22 protein-coding genes and 1 tRNA gene are annotated in these 16,960 nt (G+C 64.6%); 9 read left to right on the top strand and 14 right to left on the bottom strand.

The genetic code is table 11. The features are described from left to right. Positions 1-25: 25 nt before the first annotated feature. The gene (locus tag FNV92_RS14160; RefSeq protein ID WP_015685350.1) at positions 26-535 is read right to left on the bottom strand and encodes a hypothetical protein; all 510 of its coding nucleotides are present in this window, start codon (positions 533-535) and stop codon (positions 26-28) included. Positions 536-602: 67 nt separating this feature from the next. Further along, complete coding sequence (locus FNV92_RS14155) at positions 603-1,055, bottom strand: hypothetical protein (RefSeq protein WP_015685349.1); 453 nt, start codon at positions 1,053-1,055, stop codon at positions 603-605. A gap of 270 nt (positions 1,056-1,325) precedes the next feature. Here FNV92_RS14155 and FNV92_RS14150 point away from each other — a divergent pair, with 270 nt between their 5' ends. From FNV92_RS14150 to FNV92_RS14140, 3 genes are all read left to right on the top strand, one after another. Further along, the gene (locus FNV92_RS14150) at positions 1,326-1,805 is read left to right on the top strand and encodes a hypothetical protein (RefSeq protein WP_143845952.1); all 480 of its coding nucleotides are present in this window, start codon (positions 1,326-1,328) and stop codon (positions 1,803-1,805) included. Between the two features lie 163 nt (positions 1,806-1,968). Then, positions 1,969-2,043: transfer RNA gene (locus FNV92_RS14145), tRNA-Thr, on the top strand. 181 nt (positions 2,044-2,224) lie between these two features. Next, positions 2,225-2,491, top strand: coding sequence for a hypothetical protein (locus FNV92_RS14140; RefSeq protein WP_041748218.1), 267 nt, complete (start codon positions 2,225-2,227; stop codon positions 2,489-2,491). 72 nt (positions 2,492-2,563) lie between these two features. Here FNV92_RS14140 and FNV92_RS14135 read toward each other — a convergent pair whose 3' ends face one another. The 3 genes from FNV92_RS14135 to FNV92_RS14125 all read right to left on the bottom strand — a co-directional run bounded on the left by FNV92_RS14135 (position 2,564) and on the right by FNV92_RS14125 (position 6,023). Continuing rightward, positions 2,564-3,277, bottom strand: coding sequence for a class I SAM-dependent methyltransferase (locus FNV92_RS14135; protein ID WP_143845953.1), 714 nt, complete (start codon positions 3,275-3,277; stop codon positions 2,564-2,566). Positions 3,278-3,352: 75 nt separating this feature from the next. Further along, positions 3,353-4,072 (bottom strand): class I SAM-dependent methyltransferase, encoded by a 720-nt coding sequence (locus tag FNV92_RS14130; RefSeq protein ID WP_143845954.1) that lies wholly within the window; start codon positions 4,070-4,072, stop codon positions 3,353-3,355. Between the two features lie 253 nt (positions 4,073-4,325). After that, positions 4,326-6,023 (bottom strand): methyl-accepting chemotaxis protein, encoded by a 1,698-nt coding sequence (locus FNV92_RS14125; protein WP_143845955.1) that lies wholly within the window; start codon positions 6,021-6,023, stop codon positions 4,326-4,328. A 232-nt stretch (positions 6,024-6,255) separates the two neighbouring features. Here FNV92_RS14125 and FNV92_RS14120 point away from each other — a divergent pair, with 232 nt between their 5' ends. Beyond that, complete coding sequence (locus FNV92_RS14120) at positions 6,256-6,477, top strand: hypothetical protein (protein WP_143845956.1); 222 nt, start codon at positions 6,256-6,258, stop codon at positions 6,475-6,477. Position 6,478: 1 nt separating this feature from the next. On the opposite strand, the gene FNV92_RS14115 is transcribed toward FNV92_RS14120, so the two are convergent. Further along, the gene (locus FNV92_RS14115) at positions 6,479-6,643 is read right to left on the bottom strand and encodes a hypothetical protein (protein ID WP_015685277.1); all 165 of its coding nucleotides are present in this window, start codon (positions 6,641-6,643) and stop codon (positions 6,479-6,481) included. Between the two features lie 100 nt (positions 6,644-6,743). Between FNV92_RS14115 and FNV92_RS14110 the strand changes: the two genes are divergently transcribed. Then, positions 6,744-7,133, top strand: coding sequence for a hypothetical protein (locus FNV92_RS14110; protein ID WP_143845957.1), 390 nt, complete (start codon positions 6,744-6,746; stop codon positions 7,131-7,133). Positions 7,134-7,513: 380 nt separating this feature from the next. After that, entirely contained in the window at positions 7,514-7,768 is a 255-nt protein-coding gene (locus FNV92_RS14105; protein ID WP_143845958.1) for a hypothetical protein, read from the top strand. 38 nt (positions 7,769-7,806) lie between these two features. Here FNV92_RS14105 and FNV92_RS14100 read toward each other — a convergent pair whose 3' ends face one another. From FNV92_RS14100 to FNV92_RS14085, 4 genes are all read right to left on the bottom strand, one after another. Next, positions 7,807-8,049: a DUF6719 family protein gene (locus FNV92_RS14100; RefSeq protein WP_041748217.1), complete on the bottom strand. Its 243-nt coding sequence runs from the start codon at positions 8,047-8,049 to the stop codon at positions 7,807-7,809. Positions 8,050-8,313: 264 nt separating this feature from the next. Next, on the bottom strand, positions 8,314-9,024 hold the full coding sequence (locus FNV92_RS14095; RefSeq protein ID WP_168213723.1) for an outer membrane protein: 711 nt from the start codon (positions 9,022-9,024) through the stop codon (positions 8,314-8,316). A 287-nt stretch (positions 9,025-9,311) separates the two neighbouring features. Continuing rightward, the gene (locus FNV92_RS14090) at positions 9,312-9,710 is read right to left on the bottom strand and encodes a hypothetical protein (protein WP_015685272.1); all 399 of its coding nucleotides are present in this window, start codon (positions 9,708-9,710) and stop codon (positions 9,312-9,314) included. A 365-nt stretch (positions 9,711-10,075) separates the two neighbouring features. Continuing rightward, positions 10,076-10,471 (bottom strand): His-rich protein BRANT, encoded by a 396-nt coding sequence (locus tag FNV92_RS14085; protein WP_143845960.1) that lies wholly within the window; start codon positions 10,469-10,471, stop codon positions 10,076-10,078. A gap of 234 nt (positions 10,472-10,705) precedes the next feature. Between FNV92_RS14085 and FNV92_RS14080 the strand changes: the two genes are divergently transcribed. Both FNV92_RS14080 and FNV92_RS14075 read left to right on the top strand, forming a co-directional pair. After that, positions 10,706-11,248, top strand: coding sequence for a tetratricopeptide repeat protein (locus FNV92_RS14080; RefSeq protein ID WP_143845961.1), 543 nt, complete (start codon positions 10,706-10,708; stop codon positions 11,246-11,248). Positions 11,249-11,355: 107 nt separating this feature from the next. Beyond that, entirely contained in the window at positions 11,356-12,741 is a 1,386-nt protein-coding gene (locus FNV92_RS14075; RefSeq protein ID WP_143845962.1) for a serine hydrolase domain-containing protein, read from the top strand. Here the strand turns inward: FNV92_RS14075 and FNV92_RS14070 are convergent. After that, on the bottom strand, positions 12,731-14,296 hold the full coding sequence (locus FNV92_RS14070) for a S10 family peptidase (protein ID WP_143845963.1): 1,566 nt from the start codon (positions 14,294-14,296) through the stop codon (positions 12,731-12,733). The two genes, FNV92_RS14075 and FNV92_RS14070, sit on opposite strands and share 11 nt — an antisense overlap. 256 nt (positions 14,297-14,552) lie before the next feature. Between FNV92_RS14070 and FNV92_RS14065 the strand changes: the two genes are divergently transcribed. Beyond that, on the top strand, positions 14,553-15,332 hold the full coding sequence (locus tag FNV92_RS14065) for an NAD kinase (RefSeq protein WP_015685267.1): 780 nt from the start codon (positions 14,553-14,555) through the stop codon (positions 15,330-15,332). Positions 15,333-15,350: 18 nt separating this feature from the next. On the opposite strand, the gene FNV92_RS14060 is transcribed toward FNV92_RS14065, so the two are convergent. The 3 genes from FNV92_RS14060 to FNV92_RS14050 form a co-directional block, all read right to left on the bottom strand. Then, complete coding sequence (locus FNV92_RS14060) at positions 15,351-15,809, bottom strand: hypothetical protein (protein ID WP_244623697.1); 459 nt, start codon at positions 15,807-15,809, stop codon at positions 15,351-15,353. 157 nt (positions 15,810-15,966) lie between these two features. Next, positions 15,967-16,221 carry a helix-turn-helix domain-containing protein gene (locus FNV92_RS14055; RefSeq protein ID WP_015685265.1) on the bottom strand — a complete coding sequence of 85 codons (255 nt, stop codon included), beginning with the start codon at positions 16,219-16,221 and terminating at the stop codon, positions 15,967-15,969. Between the two features lie 2 nt (positions 16,222-16,223). After that, entirely contained in the window at positions 16,224-16,790 is a 567-nt protein-coding gene (locus FNV92_RS14050) for a DUF2975 domain-containing protein (RefSeq protein ID WP_143845965.1), read from the bottom strand. Positions 16,791-16,960 lie beyond the last annotated feature (170 nt).

The following is a 16,960-nucleotide window of genomic DNA, read 5'->3' as shown; positions in this document are numbered from 1 at the left end:
TTCGCTGGCTCAACCGAACAGGCGATCAGTAATAGCGGCGCAACACGCGGTGACCGCCGTAGTAGGGCGCGGGCGCGTGGCGATGGGCGTAGCCGTAGCGCGGACCGTAGCCGTAATGCGTGCGCGGCAGATAGCCGGCGCGCGGACCGTAACCGTAGCGATACGGACGGTAGTACGGGCGGCGATAGGGATAGGCGGCCGGCGCGACGACGGCAGCAGCGCGATAGCCGTAACCGTAGCCACGGCCGTAGCCATATTCGGCGGGCGCGACGACCGCGTCCTCACGGTAGGTCGGATACGGCGCGAAGGCGCCCGGGCCTGTATAGGTCGGGCCCTGGTTGACGTAATAATACTGCGTGGTCGGCTCGGCGAGACGCTCATAGGCGCCGTAACCGTAGCCACCGCAACCGGTGTTGCAGCCGGAATAGACCGGCGCGACCGGCTGGCACGGATTGAAGCCGCAGGCAGCAGCCGGCGCGGCCCCGACGAACATCACGGCAGCGGCCGCGACCAGTCCCGAAATCATCTGACGCATTACTCTCTCCTGTTGATTTCCGTTTGTTGGATTTTGACGTTTCTTGACCCGGCGACCGCCGGGCACTTCAGCGCGGCCGACGGTACCGCGGAGTGTCGTTGAACTCAGGCGCAAGGATCACCGCCGGCGGATTGACGGGGACGTCCATCTGCGCCGGCAGCGGCGCGGATCGCGCGCTCCAGCTCTCGTGATAACTCTCGGCCGGCTTCGGCAATTTGCGGTTCGCGGGCGGCTCGACCTCGAGCCGGCCATAGCCCGGCCGCAAGCCCAGCGTCGGATAATAATGGCCGACGTCCTCGGGCTGACGCTCGGCGACATAGCGCCCGCCATAGATGGTGGGCTGCACCTGGACGTTCTTGCCGAGACCCCAGACGCCCTCGACGACGCTGTAGGAGGCGTCGATGCCATTGATGATGATCGGCACGCCGGGACGGCCGGGCACGACGATATCGAAGCCGCCGCCGGCAAACGCCGTCGCGGGCAGTCCGATCAGAAAGGCAGCGAGCGCAAATGCGCGCATGACAGGATCCCGTTTATCCGGCCCGCAACGTAACCGATCGCGACGCACAGAGGGTTAAGGCCCCATCACCAAATGCTGGTAAGCCTAACACAGCAGGATCGCATGCCGCTCAAATGCGACGACGCGCGCTAGCGAAGCGTTAACGGGCCTCGCGCGCATTGGAACACGCGCTCACATCCGTTTGACCCGCGGCAGGAATAATCGCGCTGTGTCACCGGAACATCCGCCGCCGCCAGCATTTAGACCCCATCAATCAAACGGGAGACAACAATGACGAAGATGAAGCTTCTCGGCGCCGTCGCAGTCGCATCCACCATGCTGGCAGGCTCGGCCATGGCGCAGGCCGTGATCACCAATCCGGCCCGCTGCTCGGCCCAATTCCCCAACGCCAATTGCCAGAATCTCGGCCCGGGCAATCCCTACACCGACAGCGGCACCCGTCAGCGCCGCGCGGCCTATCGCCAGAGCAATGGCGACTGGAACAACGACTGGAACAGGAGCCGCACCGGCTTCTGGCCGACCGACGTCGCGGCCGGCGTCGCCGGAGCCGCCGTCGGCACCGCGGCTGCGATCGCAACTGCGCCTGCCCGCGCCTGGGACAACAGCTACGCCTATGACAATAGCTGGGACAATCGCGGTTGGGACAGCCGCGGCTGGGACAACCGCACCTACGGCCAGCGCAACGGCTTCGTCTGCACGCCCGGCACATACTTCAAGGGCGAGGACGGCCGTCCGCATCTCTGCCAGTAAGCAGACATGATCTGAGCGAGACCGAACAGGCGGCCCTCGGGCCGCCTGTTTCATGCCAGTGAACCATCGCCGGGTTCTGGCACTTTCCGTCCAAGTCTGATATTGCGACGCGCACGGGCGGACAGCCCCGGCGGATGCCGGCTCCTGCCCGCATTCCAGCGTCGCCGGCTTAGCTCAGCGGTAGAGCAGCGGTTTTGTAAACCGAAGGTCGGGGGTTCAATCCCCTCAGCCGGCACCAGCGTTCGACGCGCTGCCTGCGTGCGCAAAGGCGCCGCAACTGCATCTGGCATCGATCAGGGACTACACCCTCGCACCTGTTCTTGAGCGCCCGTGCATTTCGTTCCCACCCGGCTACGCATGGGCTCATGCACAACGCTCCGCCACCCGGCTCCGTATCTCGTGCCGAATGCGGAGCCCTCATGGTTGTTTTGACTGACGAAGAAGACCTCGCCGTTCAAGCCAAGCTCAATTTCATTCTTGGTGCCAAAATATACGATACGTACTTCCAGGGGTTTCGATGCGCGGAATTGTCCGGTGGCGTCGTGATCGCCTACGCCAGCAGCGAGTACATGGCGGGCGTCATCAGCGCCGACTACAGCATGCAGATCGCCATCGCAGTCGCGAGCGTTGTCGGCCAGCCCGCGACGATGGTGCTGGTCCTGTCATGCCGCAAGCCGCGCCCGTGACGTCGGTTCGTCCGTAGCCTCGATGGAGCGTAGCGCAATCCGGGGCTGGAGCCCTTCGCATGCCGCGTCGCTTCAATCGGCCTCTGCACCAAGGCCGCCATCGGGCAATTCGTCCAGCCGCCACAGCCCGATGCTCTTGTCGCGCCAACCGCCGTCGCCCTCCTCGCAACGCTCGTTGATCAGCGCGTGCGGCGCGGGCCAGTTGAACGGCCCTCGCTCCATGTTCAGCGCGCGCCAGTCGCCGTCCTCACAATCGCGATTGGCATCCCATTCGGGAAACGTCGTGACCAGCAGGAAGCGCGCGCCGCTGTCGGCAAAGCGAGTGACGGCGCGGGCGATGTTGGCGAAGCTCAAATGAACCAGGCAGTCCCGGCAGAGAATGACATCCGCGCGCGGTAGCGCATCCCGCGTAATGTCGGCGACGAAAAACCGGCCGGACAATTCGCCGGCCGTCACGCGCCGGCGATTGGCCTCGATCAGCGACGGCACGATGTCGATGCCGGTGTAGTCGCAGCCGAGCGCGACGCGGCCGATCCAGCCGGCATCGCCGCAGGGCGCATCCAGCAGCGAGCGCGCGCCGAGCCGTTGCAGCAGGGAAGGAAGCTCCTCCCGGATCGCTTCTGTCGCCGGGTCCTCCGAGCCGAGGCCTGAGACCGAGCTGGCCGCGCCCCAGAGGTTCGTCTGCTCGATCCGCGCGAACCGCGCCGCAAGATCGAGGCCGGAGAAATTCTCGCGATCGGCGACGAAGCGGTCGTGGGCGAGCACGGGTGGACGTTTCGCGATCATCGGGCGGACCTCAAATCAGGATTCCGTCGTGACCACACTAACAGGTCGTGCAACCGGAATCCCCTCCCGTCATGCTCACGCCGGCTTCTGCCACTCCATGATGTGGAAGTAGGGCACGCGGCGATGGCGCGCATTTCTGTCGGGATCGCCGCCTGTGGGCTGTGGCTCGACGAACAGACGCAATTGGAGCCCGTGATCGAGCAGTAGCGTCATGTAGGTGCTGAGCGGACGGTGCCAGTTCTGGATGCGGATGCCGCGCCAGCTCACCCAGTTGCAGCGTTCCTCCATGTAATGGTCGATCACGAAGCGGGGGATGCCATCGCCGTCACGCGTCCAGCCTTCGGGCGGCCCCGCGGTATTGAAGCTGGTCATGTTGGCGATCAGCAGCGTGCCACCCGGCCGCAGCGCCGCCACCATCTTCGCGATCGCCGCGGCGAGATCCGGCATGTCGATCAGGCTGAGATAGCTGACGACGAGATCGAATTCCGCATCGAAATCCATCACCTCGGCGCGGCCGAGCCGATAGTCGCCACGTGGGTCCAGTTCCCTGGCGCGCGCCAGCAACGCCTCGGTCGGATCGATGCCGGTGGTGCGGATGCCGGCACGCTGCATGAGGCGGCAAAAACGCCCTTCCCCGCAGCCGACATCGAGCGCAGTGCGGAAACCTCGCCCTTCGACCCGCGCCCGCATCGGCGCATCCAGCACGAAGCGGCGACCGTAGTCGCCCTCCTCACCCTGCTCGACGATCCAGGCGGCCGCGGACGCGGCCCAGCCGTCGCTGACATCCTCGTTCATGGGCAACCTTCGGACATTGATGTTGGCCGCGAGCGTCGCGGGCGCGGCTACTCACCACAGATTGGATCAGAGTTCAACATCAGGTAGATTGCAGCACCGATGCACCCCACCACGCCCAGAGAGAAGGCCAAGATCATCGCCGGCGCGGCAACGGCCGTCATCATGACGGCCGTGCTGTTGATGCTCGCTCTTGGTGTCCTGCTCGCGCGTTAGATCCCGGGTTTCGCGGCGGACGGGTGCCCACCGCGAATGCTTACGCCGCGCGCACCGTTCGCAGGAATTTTCCGACTTCGTCCTTCAGCCGGGTGCTGTCGGATGCCAGCATCTTCGCAGTCGAGAGCACCTGCGAAGAGGCCGAGCCGGTCTCGGCCGCGCCGCGCTGTACGTCGGTGATGTTCGACGAGACCTGCTGGGTGCCGTGAGCAGCCTGCTGCACGTTGCGCGAAATCTCCTGGGTCGCGGCGCCCTGCTCCTCGACGGCCGCGGCAATGGTCGACGACACCTCGGACAGACGCTCGATCGTCGCGGAGATGTCGCGGATCGCGTTGACGGAGTCCTGCGTCGCGGACTGGATGCCGGAAATCTGCTGGCTGATCTCGCCGGTCGCCTTCGCGGTCTGCTCGGCCAGCGTCTTCACCTCGGCGGCGACGACCGCGAAGCCGCGGCCGGCCTCGCCCGCACGCGCCGCTTCGATCGTGGCGTTCAGCGCCAGCAAATTGGTCTGGCCGGCGATGGTGTTGATCAGTTCGACGACGTCGCCGATACGCGTGGCCGCGACCGAGAGCTCGCTGACCCGTTCGGTCGTGGTGCGGGCCTGGGTGACGGCCTCGCCCGCCATCCGGGCGGATTCCTGGACCTGCCGGCTGATCTCGTTGACCGAGGAGGACAGCTCTTCCGTGGCGGTCGCAACCGACTGCACGTTGCCGGTGGCTTCGCCCGACGCGATCACGACGACCGAGGTCAGTTCCTGCGCGCGCTGTGCGGTGGTGGCGAGCGTCGAGGACGACGCCTCGAGCTCGGTAGAGGCCGAGCCCACCGTCTCGATGATCTCGCCGACTGCGCGTTCGAAGCCGTCGGCAAGGCTGACCATGTCGCGGCGGCGCTGCTCCGCAGCCTGCTTCTCCACTTCGACCTGGGCTGCCTTGAGGCGTTCGACCTCGAGCGCGTTGGTCTTGAACACTTCGACGGTCTTGGCCATGTCGCCGATCTCGTCGCGGCGGTCCTTCTCGGGCACCTCGGTATTGAGATCGTTGCGGGCAAGGCCCTCCATCGCGAGCTTGAGCCGGGCGATCGGCCGGGACATCGCATTGAGACCGATGAACAGCGCGATCGCGATGCCGATCAGAAGGCCGCCGGCACTGACGCCGAGCACGGTCCAGGTCGCGGACTTGGCGTCGCGATTGATCGTTTCCTTGCGTTGGACAACCACCTTCGACACTTCGGCCGTGAATTTCGCCACGCGATCCAGCGACGCGTCGATCAGGGGATCGCATTCCTTGTGCGCGCGTTCCGCAGCCCTCGAATTCTCCTCCGGGCTGGTCGCCTGCGCGCCGGCCTGAAGCACCGGATCACAGCCGGCGAACACGGCCTTCAACTGGTCGCTGATGCTCTTGATCTCGCTGGTGCGCGTCGGATCGTCCTGCTCCGCTGCATCGAGAAACGTGCGAATTTCGTTGCGGTTCTGGTTTGCAGTCTTGAGGCGATTGGCATTGCCCGCTTCGGTCGCTTCGGTGAAGACCGCGTAGAGCGCGGCATGATAGGTCTCGATGCGGCGCTGGGCTCGCGTGAGATTGAGAGTCGCCGATTGTGCTGCGCTCAGTTCGGTAAATCCGTCGACGGTCGCGGAGAGCTCGTGGGTGCCGAAAGCGGCAACGCCGACCATCGCGCAGCCCATCACGGCCACGATCAGCGCGACCTTCCATACGATCTTCAGATTGTTCAAAAAGCTCATTCCAGCCGTCCAATGATTCTATCCGGTCCCCAGCGACCGAAGCAGTCCCAGCGACGCCATTGGAACCGGCGGACGTTAAAATTTGATACCAAATGACACGGGTAGTCTTACGGAAAAACAACCATTTGAAGTCGGCGCGTAAGCCTCACGTAAGCTTCGGTCTGCTTTGAACCAGCGTCTGGTGGGCTCTCGCCTGCCGGAACCAATGACACGCCTCGATCGTTCTTGGCCCATGCGGATCAGAGAAGAAAATCGAAACATATTCCTGCTGGCAACGGTGACGCTGTGCTGTGGCGTCGTGGCGGGCACAGCGACGTTGCTCGAGCCGGTGTTTGGCCAGGCGCCGGAGAAGCAGGTCGCCGACAATAGGCCGATCGCTGTCACGGCTCAGCCGCCGGTGCGCGTGGTCGGCGGTACGGTCTTCATGCCCAACGTCAATCCGAGCGAGCGTTAGCTCAGGTCGGGGATACCTCCGGCCGCTCGTCGCGTCCGCCATGGGCCCGCGCCAATTCCTCGACCAACGCGATCACCTCCGCCCGCTTCTCGGGCGGCAGCGATAGGAAGGCGCGGATGAGCCTCAGGCCCTGCGCCTCATCCGATGGGGTCGTCTTGGCATCCATGCCCCACTGTCGGGCGATCGGGAAAAATATGCAATCCCCCAGGGTCTCTTCTTGATTCGGCCGGCCAGCTTTGCTGGAATGGGACCAGCAAAGGTGCCCCATGAAGTGGATCAGGGAACGCGACGCGCTGATTGCGCAGACAATGGCCTTCGTCCAATCGGTGACCGGCAAGAAGGATGGCTTCCATCCGCCGGAGATCCCGACGGATACGGCCGTGTGGGTGGAGGCCACCGCGGTCGAGACGGTGACCGTCGAGACCTTCACGGTCGAGGTCGAGCCTCCGAAGGCCGCCCCGCCGCCCCCACCGGTCGGGCTCTTGCCACCGCGGGCAAGCGGCGATTTCCGCTCCGAGATGCAGGCCCGTATCGCCAATTTCCGCAAGCATCAGGAGCGGTTCGAGCGCGAGCGCGAGGAATATTGCGCGGCGACCCTGACCAAATTGCGTGCCGCCATCCGCGACCCCTCTGTCCGTCCAGGAGCGGACAAGTGAGGCGGGCGACCGCCTCACAGCCGGGAGCTTAGAGGCAAGGCTTCATAGGCAAGGCTTCATAGGCAAGGCTTCACAGCCAAGTCCTCATAGCCAAGACCTTATAGCCAGGACCACACCAGCCAAAGGTTGGCCGCGCAGGCACTGAGCAGTGCCAGCGTGAGGGGCAGCAGCATGTGCCCGCAGGAGGTTTTGAGCTCGATCGTCATGGCCGAAAACATCCGCTGATTCCGCCAAACGAGTCCCGGGGATTCTTTTTTTTGGGATTCAGGACTCGTTTACGACTCAGGGCCCTGCCGCCCTGATCACGCCCCCGTGATCGCCCACAAGGCCGGAACCCGTTCCGCTCCCCGTCGTTAACGGGCTTTCCGGGAGCGGAAAGAATGCCCTACGCCCTGTTCTGCAACGACGCCCAACTCAGCAAGGCCTATCCCGACGAGGCCGACGTCTGGAAGCTCGCCCAGCGGAGCGGCCTCGTCGTGGACGTGATCGCCGACGACGACCGTCCCGGGCCGCGCCGGGTGCTCGACAATGACTACGAGATCAAGCCGTGCCGCGCCGCCCAGGGCGAGGATCCTGCCAGGAACAAGGCCGAGGCCGAGCGCCTGTCCAGAACGGAGCTTGAGCTGAATTCCTGAGGTGTGGCGGAAAGCCGAAGAGATCGAAAGGGCGGATCTCAGGGCGTCGCGGTCGCCAGCGAGGCCTGCTCGCCCGCCAGCACCACGCAGGCCTTGCGGCGGTGCAGGCCGCGGATCGCGCCGGTGACCTTGAGGACCTTGCCTGACGGGCAGGACGCATCCTTCACGAAGGCCACCTCATAGGGCGCCAGCATCAACGGCTCGGACTTGAGGATTGTCTGTGCAGTACAAGGAAAGGAAATGATGCACGAGAGCGCTACTGCCGACACCAAGATACGCATGTCCGTCGTCCCACCAGCCCGGTAATTCTCATAATAACGCGTTCCGGAGCGCGAGTTCCCTAGTCCGCAAAAATTATTTTTGCTTTACCCGAGCCCCATGACGCCCGTGAGAAAGCGCGCGCCCGACCGTTTGCTTGCAAATGACGCGCCAGATGGTTCACGCAAAGCAAACAAGGGAGGCCAAACCCGAGCCCGGCATACGAAAGGCCGGCGGGGAGCCGGCCTTTGTCAGAGCTTGGACAGATCTCGGGAGCTGGCCGCGCGTCAGTAGCGCGAGGCTGCCGGGCCACCCCAGCCGAAGCGGTAGTTCACACCGACCTTGACGGTATGCTCGTCGTCCCGGCCCCGGACGCCGACAACGTCGGCCGGACCGGAGGTAATGGTCGTGCTCCCGAAGTTGTAATACTGGTACTCGGCCTTGGCCGACCAATTCGGCGCGAACATGTATTCGAGGCCGGCGCCGACGGTATAACCGTCCTTGTTGTTGCCGGTGGCGGTGAAGGGCTGCGCGACGCCGGCGACGTTGACGCCAAGGCCGCCATTGCGCCAGGCGTAACCGCCCTTGGCGTAGAGCAGCGCCGGGCCCCAGGTGTAGCCGAGGCGGCCCGTCACCGACCCGAGCTGGTCGGTATTCGACGTCACCTGCGTACCGAGCGGGAACGTGACACCGTTGTTGTTGGTCGGCAGCCAGGAATACTGGGCCTCGATACCCACGACCCAGTTGGGCGCGAACTGGTAGTCGAAGCCACCCTGCACGCCGCCCAGGAAGCGGGCGTCGCTGGACTGGAAGCTGCTGTCACCAGCGAAGGCGCCGCCGACATGGCCGCCGATGTAGAAACCGGTCCAGTTGTAGATCACCTGCGGCGGCGTATAGGCCGGAGCCTTGGTGTAGGTGCGCGCCTGCATGTCGGCTGCTGCGGCCGGCGCGGCCAGTGCCAGCAGAGCGGCTGCTGCGCCAAGCAAAATCGTCTTCATGGTCATCCCCGTTCTTTCAAAATCGACACTCAGGAAACAACGTGGCGTGATTTAGGTTGCTTCGCGGCGATGCCGGAACGTTGATCGTTCGCAACTGTGACGGGGCGGCAACAGAGCGATTTTGTTCCGTCACGTCTGCTCGCCCCGACAGATTTTGTCGTCGGCGCAAGGCCTGCCGTAACGATTCGTCGCAAAGGCCGAACCACCCGTTCAAAGCTCGCCGAAATGTGATCCAGCGGCTCCGGCGGCCTCTGTCCTACCACCGGGCGATGAAGATCGGCTTCGCGCTACCGCGTCATCTTTTCCAGTTCCGGAAACGGTCCGTAAACCGCGCCGGCGCAGAGCTCGCTCGCCTTGTCGACGACACGGTCGGCTCGCCCGTTCACGAACACCACCGCGCGCTCGCGCGTGCCCTTGTAGCTGCCGTCGGTCTCGCGCGGGTTGAAGCGCAGGCAGCTGACATAGAACTGCCGGCCGCCGAGCTCGCGTTGCACCGGATCGGCCATGCCGGCCTCGCGCACGCCGACCGGATTGTTCAGATAGGCGCGCATCAGGGCAAGCGTATCGCTGCGGAAATTGTCGGGGAACGGCTGCGGACCGCCGGCCTGACTCCCGCCGATCAGGGACGGACGGTCACCGTCGCTGCCGAAACATCCCGCGAGCGCCAGCGGCAACGCCAGGATCATCGCACGTTTCGCCAATCGCCCCACAGGTCACGCTCGCCGCTCAATCAGACCCGGAGACATCCAGCCCCAAGGTTGCGATGATGCATGTCTAGAGATGTTTTGCCCGACGAGTCAACCGGATTCGCAAAATCCGCAAAGCGACAGACGTCAAACCATTGATATGTCTATCACCGGCTACTGTGCATGGGGTTGTTTTCGAGGTTCTGGTTTGTGGTCGCGCATCGAAGGCAATTCGCCTGCCGCATCGGCGCACCGGCCCGCCGCCAGCGCCTGCGCTTTCGCGCAGGACGCCGAGACGACGGGCCGGGCCTGAATTCCGCACGCGGCGGCGGGGCAATGCTGGATGCCGCCGCGCGGGATCAGTCTTAGCTGCGCTTGTCGGTGGTCGCCGGCTTGGTCACATCCGGCTGCGCGTTCAGCGACTTCGACACCTGCTTGTGATGGTGGCGATGGGTGCGCACGGTCTTGTGCTGGTCGGGCGTGACCGCGGCGTTGGCGTTCATTGCCTTCGCCTTGGTATCCACCTTGGCGTCCGCCTTGACGTCGGCAGCGGCCTTCGCATCGGTTGCCTTGACGTCGCTTGCCTTGGCATCGGCCTTGACGCCAGCCTCAGGCTTCGCGGCGGTGGTCGACGCCTTGGTCTGGCTCTGGTCCGCCTTGATCACCGGCGCAGTCGTGGTGGTCTTGCCGGCCTCGGCCGCGAAGGCCGGGGCTGCGATCACGGAAGCGGCGAGCAAGGCTGCGGAAATGGTCTTCAACATGGTTGGTCTCCTCTTGGAAGGATCTTGAGGCGGCGCCCTCTCGTCTCCTCTTCGATCGTAGGTGAGAGCCTAGGAGCACGGCGCTGAACCCAGTCTGAAGCCCCTTGCAGGCTCCCGTTCATCTCGATGACAAGTTCGTCATCCACGCACGGGACGGGAATGTTTTTGGCCGATGGGTGTTCCGGTCCTAGGGCAATCGTGTAGGATCGCCACGTTCCATTCGGGAGAACTTAGATGCGCAAACTCTCTACGCTTCTTGTGCCGGGACTCGTCGCCATGACCCTGGCGGCCGGGCCGGTTCTGACCAGCGCCTATGCCGCGGGCAGCGACGAGCCCTCCTCTCCGCCGAAGTCGGACGACTCGTCCAAGAAGGGCAAGAAGAAGAGCTCCTCCATCAGCGATCCCAAATTCCTCGCGGCCTATCGCACCGCCTACACCACGATCTACGACAACCACGACTACACCGGTGCGATCGGCCAGTTGAAGTCGCTCAAGCGCGACGACGTCGCCGATGTCGCCAACCTGATCGGCTACTCCTATCGCAAGCTCGGCGACTACCAGTCGTCGAAGGTCTACTACGAGCTGGCGTTGAAGGACGATCCGAACCACGTCCGCACCTGGCAGTATTACGGCCTCTGGCAGCTCGAGCAGGGCAACCGCGAACAGGCGCAGTATCATCTGAACAAGATCGCCTCGCTCGCCGGCACCGACAGCTCCGAATATCGCTCGCTCGCCGCCGCGCTCGACAAGCCGACCGGCGCGACGCTCGTCTACTGAAGACATCGCGTCTTCGGACCAAATGAACGGGCACAACCTCGGGGTTGTGCCCGTTCCGCTTTCTCGGCTAGCCTTCGCGCACGAATCCTCCCTGAAATTGGTGCGCAATGGATACGTGGCTGCGATCCGCGATCGACTACATCTCTTCCTGGATCGAATTCCAGCAGACGACAATCCAGCAGCCCGGCGTCATCGTCGCGTTTGCCCATCGCGGCGAAATCGTCGCCGAACATGCGTTCGGCATTGCCAATCTCGACACCGGCGAGAAGCTCACCCCGCGCCATCGCTGTCGCATCGCCTCGCACTCGAAGAGCTTTACGTCAGCGGGCATCATGAAGCTGCGCGAGCAGCGCAAGCTCCGGCTCGATGATCCCGTCGGACAATATGTCGACGGCTTGCATTCGCGCGTCGCCGAGACGACCATCGCGCAGCTGCTCTCGCATACCGCGGGGCTGACGCGCGACGGCGCCGATTCCGGCCAGTTCATCGATCGTCGTCCGTATCTGAGCGCGAAGGAGTTGCTCGCGGAGCTGAAGCTGCCGACCGCGATCGAGCCCGGCACGCGCTTCAAATATTCCAACCATGGCTTTGGCCTGCTCGGCCTCGTCATCGAAGCCGTGACGAAGGAGCCCTACTCCGTCTGGATCAAACGCGAGATCGTCGAGGCCGCAGGCCTGCGCGAAACCGAGCCGGACGCGCCACTTCCCAAGGGCGCATCGTTCGCGCGCGGCCACACGCGAAGGGTTCCACTTGGCGAGCGTTGCGTGATCCCCGGCGACAATCCCACAAACGCGATGGCATCGGCCACGGGCTTCGCCGCGACCGCCGCCGACACCGCCCGCTTCTTCGCGCAGCTCGCGGCCAATGCGAAAAAGAGCCTGCTGTCCGTCGCCAGCCGCCGCGAGATGACGCGGCATCATTGGCGTATCCCGCAGAGTTTCGAGGGCTATTACGGCCTGGGCATCGGCGCCGGCAAGCTCGACGGCTGGGACTGGTTTGGCCATGGCGGCCACTTTCAGGGTTACATCTCCCGGACCTGCTCCATCCCCGCCTGCGAGCTCACGATCAGCATCATCAGCAACTCCATCGATGGCGCGGCGCCGTTCTGGATGGATGGCGCTATGCAGATCCTGCGTGTATTCAAGACCCGCGGCGCGCCCGACCGACGCGTGCGCGACTGGAACGGCCGCTGGTGGACGCTCTGGGGCGCGACGGACCTCGTACCGATGGGCAATCGCGTGCTGATCGCCAACCCGCAGTTCAACAATCCGTTCATGGATTCCGGCGAGATCGAGGTGACCGGCCGCGACACCGGCAAGCTCGTCTCCGCCGCCGGCTATTCAAGTCATGGCGAGCCGGTGCGCCGCGTCCGCGACAAGCGCGGCAAGGTCAGCGACGTCTGGATCGCAGGAGCCAACGTCAAGCCTGCGAGCGTCGTGGCTCGCGAAATCGAGCGGAGATACAAGCCGCGCAAGCGCCGGCCTATTCCCTGATCAGCGCCTCGACCTCGCTCCGAAGCGCCTGCCGCGCCCCGTCGCGCGAATAGAACATGTGGCCGCCGGGATAGACGACGAACTTCACGCGCTGCGTCGCGAACGCCGGCAACTGGTCGAGCACCCGCTTCGACCCGAAATAGGGCGTGGCAAGATCGAACAGGCCGTGCGCAACCAGCACGTTCAGCTTCGCGTCGGTGGCGAGGATCTGGCGCAGATCCGACACCGACTGCGGCGGGTTGATGCCGCGGCCGAAATCCCATTGGCCTTCGACGGCCCCGTTCAGGACTTCATAGGAGCCATCCGGCCGCCAGTTGAGCTTGCGCGTCAGCACGTCGACCGCAGCACTCGTCAACGGCGCCTGGAGCGCATCCCCCGAAGGGTCGCCGAAACGGGAGTTACCCGAATCCGGATAGGGATCGAGGCCGCGCACCGAGGCATCGTAGCGCCCCGTCACCTTGCCGCTCCTGCGATCGAACTCTCGGCGGAATTCGCCGACGTCGAAGCGGCCGGCGAGCCTGCGGCTCACCGTCTGGTCGATGCCGGTGAGCTCGGCGACCTTGTCGGCAAGGCGATTGGTGGCCTCCCTGTCCGCCTCGCCCTTGACGAGATCAGCCAGGAATTCGCCACGCGCGTAAGCCTCGACATCGGCGAGATCGGCGCGCTTGACAGATCCTTTGGCCTCGCGCGCGACCGCCACATAGCTCGGCAGCGTCGCGACATATTGCAGGAGGCTCGTGCCCGTGAACTCGCGGAAGTCCAGCAACGGCGAAACCAGGATCAATCCCCTGACGCCGACGCCATGCTGGAGCTGCAGCTGGCGCACGACCTTCGGCCCGCGAATGCCGCCATAGCTCTCGCCCGCGACGTATTTCGGCGAGGTCAGCCGGTCGTGCTTCTCCAGCCAGCGGCGGATCACCAGCGCAATCGAATTGACGTCGCCATCGACGGAATAGAACGACTTGCGCGCATCCTCGCCGCTCGCGACGAAGCGGCTGTAGCCGGTGCTGACGGGATCGATGAAGACGAGATCGGTGAAGTCGAGCCAGGTTTCCGCATTGGGCTTCACCTCGGGCGAGGCCGACGGCGACAGCGCTTCGCCATCGAGCGGCAGCCGCCACGGCCCGGCCGCGCCGAACTGAAGCCATGCGGAGGATGCCCCGGGCCCACCGTTGAACAGGAACGTCACGGGACGCGTCGCGCGATCGGCGCCGGCAAGCTCATAGGACGTCGCGGCGATATCGGCCAGCGGCTCGCCCTTGCCGTCGAACACGCGGATCGAGCCGGCGGTCGCGGTGAAATCGAGCGTGCGGCCGGGCAGATCGAGCGTCTGCTTCGTGGTCGAATCCGGCGGCAGACGGTGCAGCTCGGCTGCCGGCGAATTCTGCGACGCGCTTTGCGCGCTACCGCCGCGCCCGCCTTTCTGTCCGGCCGGCGCAGACGCCTCCGAGCGCGGCTGCGGCGGATCGTCCGCGCGCGCCGAGCCTGCGAATGCGAAAGTCGACACCGCCAGCACCAGGGCCGCATGGCGAAGCGCCGGCAAACTCGTGATCATGATCGTCTCCTTGCCCGGCTCTCTGAGGACCGCTGCGTGCAGAAAGGCTAGCGAGGAATTGCGACGGTTTGGGGGATCATCGGCCCGGCGCGGCCCGAACAGCCTGATCGGACGGAAATCGACCTGGTTTGGTCCTGAATCGGGATGAACAACCGCCCGTTTGCCTTGAGCGGCCGTCCTCCTCGACAATGCAGGCCTAGGTCGTATAGACGAGCCCGGCGGACTTTTCTCCAGCCAGCGGCCCTGCCCGGAAGCCATGACCAAGTTAGCGCGATACGACCGGATCGCCTTCGTCGCCAGCCCGAGCAGCGAGGCGCAAGCGGCCTTCGGCCAGCTCAGCAGGGAGTATGGCAATTGCGACCCGAACGAGGCTGACATCGTAGTCGCGCTCGGCGGCGACGGCCTGATGCTCCAGACACTGCACCAGCACATGCACACGGGAAAGCCGATCTACGGCATGCACCGCGGCACCGTCGGCTTCCTGATGAACGAATATTCGACGGTCGATCTGCGTGGGCGTCTGGAAGCCGCGCATGAATCCGAGATCAATCCGCTGCTGATGCGTGCGACCGACGTCAACGACCGCGTCCACCTGCATCACGCCATCAACGAAGTCGCTCTGTTTCGGCAGACCTACCAGGCGGCGCGCCTGCGGATCCTGATCGACGAGCGCGAGCGCATGCCGGAGCTGATCGCCGACGGCATCATGGTGGCAACGCCGGCTGGCTCCACGGCGTACAATCTGTCGGCGCAGGGACCGATTCTGCCGATCAACGCGGCCCTGCTTGCACTGACCCCGATCAGCGCCTTCCGCCCGCGCCGCTGGCGCGGCGCGCTGCTGCCGAACACGGCCTATGTCGTGATCGAGGTGCTGGAGGGCGACAAGCGCCCTGTGGCGGCGGTCGCCGACCACGACGAGGTGCGTGACGTCCGCCGCGTCGAGGTCCTGTCCGACAAGACCATCTCGATGCGCATGCTGTTCGACCCCGGCCACAGCCTGGAAGAGCGTATCCTGCGCGAGCAGTTCGGCTACTGAGCTCCAGCGCGCGGCTCACTAGCCGCACGGCTGAATTTGTTCGAGGCCGCCCGCCATTGCGGGATCGCCGAGCAGATCAAAATCCCTGACCACGGAAACGAAGCTCTTCGTCTCCGATGTCATAAGATAGATCGCTACCGGCAGCGATGCCTGCGGCGCTGCATTCGTACGGCAGAATTCCTTCGCTGCGACGCCAAGCCCCATCGAACCGCGTTTGCCTTGCTTCCCCTGCTCGACCATCGAGGCGCGCAGCGCCTCGAAGCGTGCAGCATCGGCTGAGGACAAGCGATAGGCGTAGGTTGATGAGCCCCGCGGCGGCGTCGGCAGGCCCGCGCGATCTCGCGCGTCGCTCACCTCGACCATGGCAAAACTCGTCTTCGTCTCGGCGTCGCCGGCCACTTTGGTGACGACGTCAAGCTTGACGCCATCCGAACGTGGCCGCAACGCATCGGGCAATTGCACGGCGACGCGCAGCATCGACAAATCCGTCGTCTTGGCATCGATGCGAGCCAATCGCGGGATCGACGTCAGCGGCACCGAGCTGCAACCGCCGAGCACAAGCGCAGCCGCGCTCGCAAGAACGCGCGCCAGGCGGTTCATCGCAGGTATCTCCAGTCTGGACTTGAGGAAGCGGCTAGGCCGATTTCCGGCCGATCGCGCGGGGTTCTAGAGAGCCGCTCGCGTTGTCAGGGACATATTCCAGGATATCGCCGGGCTGGCAGTCGAGCACGGCGCAGATCCGCTCCAGCGTGTCGAAGCGAATGCCGCGCACCTTGCCCGACTTCAACAGGGAGACGTTTGCCTCCGTGAGCTCGATGCGCGCCGCGAGCTCACGCGACCTGATCTTGCGTTTGGCCAGCATGACGTCGAGGTTGACGATGATCGGCATGGTCAGATGATCTCGCTGTTCTCGTGCCACACCCGAACGGCATCGGCCATCACGGTCGCGAACGCGACGAGCGCGAGGCCGCTCAGCACCGACAGCACCTGCGACTGTTCGATGCCGAACATGACCACGAGCTGGCCTGGAACGTTGGCCCGCGTCAGGTTGATCGTAGTCAGCATCTGCACCAACGGCGATATCAGTGCGTTGACGATCAGCGCGAGGCCCATCCGGCGGATGCGCCAGGCGTTCCCGGTCACGAAGACCTCGCCGCGCGCGAAACGGGAAAACAGCATCGAGAGCTCCAACAATGCGTAGAGAACAGGCGCAAGTCCGATCATGCTGATCAATCCGCCAACGAAGCGCGTGCCGAAATTGAGCGTGAACGGCCGTGCCCCCAGCGGGGACTGTGTCGCGATCCAGTGCCAAAGCATCTCGTCGCTGGACCAGAGCAGCGGCACCGCAAGCACAGCGCCCGCGACGCAGACGAGCGCACCGACGGCCACGATCCGACCGATGCGCCGTAAGCGGTTCGGCGCAACCGGTGCAGGATAAGGAAAGGCAATCACGCTCATTGGACGATACTCCCCGTGCGGCGTTTGAATATTTTATTGTTTTGCGATAAAAAATGGCAAAATTACGATATATCTGATCATTCCTCTCAGTATGCGGGCCGGCCCGGCGGCAACCCTTCGTTAACCCCCGCCGCGATATGGTTAACGAAGGTTGACCGCTCTGGCCCAGG

This window comes from Bradyrhizobium cosmicum, assembly GCF_007290395.2.
In the GTDB taxonomy this organism is placed as follows: Bacteria; Pseudomonadota; Alphaproteobacteria; order Rhizobiales; family Xanthobacteraceae; genus Bradyrhizobium; species Bradyrhizobium cosmicum.
This window is presented reverse-complemented; position numbering and strand designations above follow the sequence as displayed.

Excerpts from the sequence above, each read along its gene's own strand:
- FNV92_RS14160 (WP_015685350.1), bottom strand. The coding sequence starts at position 535 with ATGCGTCAGATGATTTCGGGACTGGTCGCGGCCGCTGCCGTGATGTTC.
- FNV92_RS14155 (WP_015685349.1), bottom strand. The coding sequence starts at position 1,055 with ATGCGCGCATTTGCGCTCGCTGCCTTTCTGATCGGACTGCCCGCGACG.
- FNV92_RS14150 (WP_143845952.1), top strand. The coding sequence starts at position 1,326 with ATGACGAAGATGAAGCTTCTCGGCGCCGTCGCAGTCGCATCCACCATG.
- FNV92_RS14140 (WP_041748218.1), top strand. The coding sequence starts at position 2,225 with ATGGTTGTTTTGACTGACGAAGAAGACCTCGCCGTTCAAGCCAAGCTC.
- FNV92_RS14135 (WP_143845953.1), bottom strand. The coding sequence starts at position 3,277 with ATGATCGCGAAACGTCCACCCGTGCTCGCCCACGACCGCTTCGTCGCC.
- FNV92_RS14130 (WP_143845954.1), bottom strand. The coding sequence starts at position 4,072 with ATGAACGAGGATGTCAGCGACGGCTGGGCCGCGTCCGCGGCCGCCTGG.
- FNV92_RS14125 (WP_143845955.1), bottom strand. The coding sequence starts at position 6,023 with ATGAGCTTTTTGAACAATCTGAAGATCGTATGGAAGGTCGCGCTGATC.
- FNV92_RS14120 (WP_143845956.1), top strand. The coding sequence starts at position 6,256 with ATGCGGATCAGAGAAGAAAATCGAAACATATTCCTGCTGGCAACGGTG.
- FNV92_RS14115 (WP_015685277.1), bottom strand. The coding sequence starts at position 6,643 with ATGGATGCCAAGACGACCCCATCGGATGAGGCGCAGGGCCTGAGGCTC.
- FNV92_RS14110 (WP_143845957.1), top strand. The coding sequence starts at position 6,744 with ATGAAGTGGATCAGGGAACGCGACGCGCTGATTGCGCAGACAATGGCC.
- FNV92_RS14105 (WP_143845958.1), top strand. The coding sequence starts at position 7,514 with ATGCCCTACGCCCTGTTCTGCAACGACGCCCAACTCAGCAAGGCCTAT.
- FNV92_RS14100 (WP_041748217.1), bottom strand. The coding sequence starts at position 8,049 with ATGCGTATCTTGGTGTCGGCAGTAGCGCTCTCGTGCATCATTTCCTTT.
- FNV92_RS14095 (WP_168213723.1), bottom strand. The coding sequence starts at position 9,024 with ATGAAGACGATTTTGCTTGGCGCAGCAGCCGCTCTGCTGGCACTGGCC.
- FNV92_RS14090 (WP_015685272.1), bottom strand. The coding sequence starts at position 9,710 with ATGATCCTGGCGTTGCCGCTGGCGCTCGCGGGATGTTTCGGCAGCGAC.
- FNV92_RS14085 (WP_143845960.1), bottom strand. The coding sequence starts at position 10,471 with ATGTTGAAGACCATTTCCGCAGCCTTGCTCGCCGCTTCCGTGATCGCA.
- FNV92_RS14080 (WP_143845961.1), top strand. The coding sequence starts at position 10,706 with ATGCGCAAACTCTCTACGCTTCTTGTGCCGGGACTCGTCGCCATGACC.
- FNV92_RS14075 (WP_143845962.1), top strand. The coding sequence starts at position 11,356 with ATGGATACGTGGCTGCGATCCGCGATCGACTACATCTCTTCCTGGATC.
- FNV92_RS14070 (WP_143845963.1), bottom strand. The coding sequence starts at position 14,296 with ATGATCACGAGTTTGCCGGCGCTTCGCCATGCGGCCCTGGTGCTGGCG.
- FNV92_RS14065 (WP_015685267.1), top strand. The coding sequence starts at position 14,553 with ATGACCAAGTTAGCGCGATACGACCGGATCGCCTTCGTCGCCAGCCCG.
- FNV92_RS14060 (WP_244623697.1), bottom strand. The coding sequence starts at position 15,809 with ATGCTGCGCGTCGCCGTGCAATTGCCCGATGCGTTGCGGCCACGTTCG.
- FNV92_RS14055 (WP_015685265.1), bottom strand. The coding sequence starts at position 16,221 with ATGCCGATCATCGTCAACCTCGACGTCATGCTGGCCAAACGCAAGATC.
- FNV92_RS14050 (WP_143845965.1), bottom strand. The coding sequence starts at position 16,790 with ATGAGCGTGATTGCCTTTCCTTATCCTGCACCGGTTGCGCCGAACCGC.